2 protein-coding genes and 1 pseudogene are annotated in these 3,060 nt (G+C 62.6%); 2 read left to right on the top strand and 1 reads right to left on the bottom strand.

The window, feature by feature from the left end; translation table 11 throughout:
• On the top strand, positions 1–1,090 hold a 1,090-nt coding region (locus MNBBLIKP_RS07475), incomplete at its 5' end, for an FAD-dependent monooxygenase (RefSeq protein WP_088309053.1).
• Positions 1,091–1,344: 254 nt separating this feature from the next.
• Complete coding sequence (locus MNBBLIKP_RS07470; RefSeq protein WP_088309051.1) at positions 1,345–2,415, top strand: VOC family protein; 1,071 nt, start codon at positions 1,345–1,347, stop codon at positions 2,413–2,415.
• Positions 2,416–2,612: 197 nt separating this feature from the next.
• On the opposite strand, the pseudogene MNBBLIKP_RS18005 reads toward MNBBLIKP_RS07470, so the two are convergent.
• A pseudogene (locus MNBBLIKP_RS18005) lies at positions 2,613–3,060 on the bottom strand (nucleoside hydrolase); the annotation flags it as partial.

Raw genomic sequence — 3,060 nt, 5'->3', positions numbered from 1 at the left:
GGTCGCGGGGCTGGCGGTGGCGATCGGGCTGCACCAGCAGGGGATCAAAGTCGAAGTCGTCGAGAAGGACGCGAGCTGGTCGGTCTATCACGTCGGGATCATCGTCCAGTCCAACTTCATCCGCGCGCTGAACCAGCTGGGCGTGGGCAAGGCGGCAGTGGCGGCGGGCTATCCCTACATGGGCGCGCGGTTCAAGAATGTCGCGGGCGATGTGATTGCACAGCTGCCGGGGGATTCGCAGGTCGATGGCCTGCCCAGTGACCTTGGCCTCACCCGCCCGGCATTGCACGAGGTGTTGACCAGCGAGGTCAAACGCTTGGGCATTCCGGTGCGGCTGGGGGTCAGCTTCGAAAGCTTTTCCGACAACGGTGAGCAGGTCGATGTGACTTTCACCGATGGCACCAGCGGCACCTATGACCTCCTGATCGGCTGCGACGGCAACTATTCGGCAGTGCGCAAGGTGCTGTGGCCCGATGCTGCGCCGAAATACACCGGGCAAGCCGTGTGGCGCTACAACGTGCCGCGTCCGGCGGATCTGGAATGGTCGGACATCTACATCGGGATCGACAACGGCTTCAAGGGCAAGGCCGGGTATTGCCCGCTGACCCCGGACGAGATGTACATCTTCGCCGTGATCGAGGAGCCGGGCAAGCCGCGCTTTGTCCCTGAAACGCTGGCCGGCGAAATGCGCAAACGCCTTGCCGGGTATGGCGGCACCATGGCCGAGGCGGCCCGGCACGTCACCGATCCGGCCCTGGTGGTCTATCGCCCGCTCGAAGCCTGCATCATGCCCGATCCGTGGTATAAAGGCCGCATCGTTCTGATCGGCGATGCCGCGCACAGCGCCACCCCGCATCTGGGCCAAGGTGCAGCGATGGCGGTCGAAGACGCCGTGGTCCTGGCCGAGGAGCTGGCGAGCAAGGACGTCGATGCCGCACTGCGCGCCTTCATGGACCGCCGGTTCGAGCGTGCCAAACTGGTCGGCACCAGCTCGATCCAGCTCGGCGAGTGGGAAATGCACCCGGAGACGGCCGGCGATCCGGTTGCCCTGACCGAGACGATCCGCAAGAAGCTGGCCGAACCAGTGTGATCCACAAAGCCCCCTCTTCTTTAGAGGACGGGGTTGGGGGTGGTGGCGGCTGACGCAAGCGTAGCCTGCGCACGCGGCACCACCCCGCTGCGACCAGGCGGCAGAGCCCCCAAGTCTCGCACCCCTCCTCCAAAGAAGAAGGGGGCCTTGCGAGCCCGTCAATCCAAGCCTTCGCTACATTCCATCCCGAACTTTGAATTTCTCCCCGTGGGTCAGCCTGCGCATAAGGCAGGCGACCATACTGGGGAGAATTCATGACTATCCTGGGCGTTGAAAGCGTCGTGTTCGGCGTGTCCGATCTGGCCGAACACACCCGGTTCTGGACCGATTTCGGCTTACCGCTCGAGGAAGCGAGCGCGGATCAGAGCGTGTTCCGGATCGCTTCGGGCAGCCGGGTGGTCCTGCTCCCGCACGGCCATGCCGATTTGCCCAGCCCCGATCCGTTCCCGGGCGACGGGATCAAGCTCACCGTCTGGGGCGTCGACACCGCTGACAGTGTTGAGCGGATCGCCGTCAGTCTGGCGAGCGAGGTTCCCGTGACTCGCCGCGCGGATGGCACCGTCCATGCGGTTTGCCCCGATGGCCAGCCGATCGCGCTGCGCGTCTGGGACAAGCGCGTCGTGGTGAGCGAGGCCAGCCCGGTCAACACCCCCGGCCACCAGCCGCGCTTCAACCAGCACCGGATCTGGCGGCAACGCGCTATTCCCAAGACGATCAACCATGTGGTGTTCTTCAGCCCGGACTATGTTGCCAGCTTCGAATTCTACGAGCGCCACCTGGGGTTTCGTTATACCGACCATTCGAAAGGCAGCGGCATCTTCGCCCGTGCGCCCGGCACGTTCGAACATCACAGCATTTTCTGGGTCAACTGCGACCTGCCGATCGCGCCCGACCACTTCAAATTCATGCACATCGCGTTTGGCATGGATGACATCGACGAAGTGATGCTGGGGGCCAACATCATGGACGCGAAGGGCTGGAAGAACCAGTCCATGAACAGCTCCGGCGGGATCAGCCGTCACCGCATTTCCAGCGCGATCTATTACTACTGCGACATCCCCGGCAAGGCTGGCGAGGCGGAGTACCACGCCGATACCGATTACCTTGACGACAACTGGGTCCCGCGCGCCTGGGACTTCCGGTTCGGCTCACTGCTGTGGAGCAACAATGCCCCGCCGATCTTCCGCGGGGATGACATTCCGTGGGACATGGTCTTCGACGCGGACCGCAAAAGCTTCGAGCCCTTCCGCAAAAGCGCACCCGGCAAACGCCCGGCGCAGGGCAAGCTTGCCGAGCTGACCGAAGCGGACGAGCACGCGCTTTAAGGTGTCCAAAAGTGACACCCTGTCCGGGTAATAAACTGATAAAAATCAGTTTATTACGCCAGAGAAAGTGACACATTGCCGTTTTCAGGTGTAAACTTGCGGCGTGACAGTGTTTTTTATTCAATTTTCAAAGAGCAGGCGCGAATCATAGCAGGGTTTTGCGATGTAGGAAAATCGCGAACCCGCTTCATTCGCGGTCACAGCTCGCCCTTGGCATGCAGCCGCATCAGCGCCAGAAAATCGTCGAAAGTCAGCCGCGCGTCGACTTGGTCGAACACGCGCAGGGTGCGGCCAGGCAGTTCATCGCCATAGGCCATATCGGGCAAGAGACGGCGGGCGGGACGGTCGGTAAACTGGCTGCTTTCAGCCGAGATGGCGGTCAGCAAGGTCAATGGGCTGTCACCCCAAGGCCAGGAACCACCGATATCGACGAAATCGGGCGGACTGGTAAACCGGTCATAGAGCCAGGCCGCAAAGGGAGAGATCGGGCGCAGCCCGGTCCGCATGGCGGCGACCGAATACGCCATCTGGCGATAGGCCCCCTGCGGCACCTGCCACAACGGCACTTGCGATTGTTCGATCACGTGGCGCGCGGCATCCGCGTCGGTCGCCAGGTTGTATTCCCACCCGCCCGATGGATAGTTG

The sequence above is a fragment of the Novosphingobium sp. B 225 genome, assembly GCF_002198665.1.
In the GTDB taxonomy this organism is placed as follows: Bacteria; Pseudomonadota; Alphaproteobacteria; order Sphingomonadales; family Sphingomonadaceae; genus Novosphingobium.
This window is presented reverse-complemented; position numbering and strand designations above follow the sequence as displayed.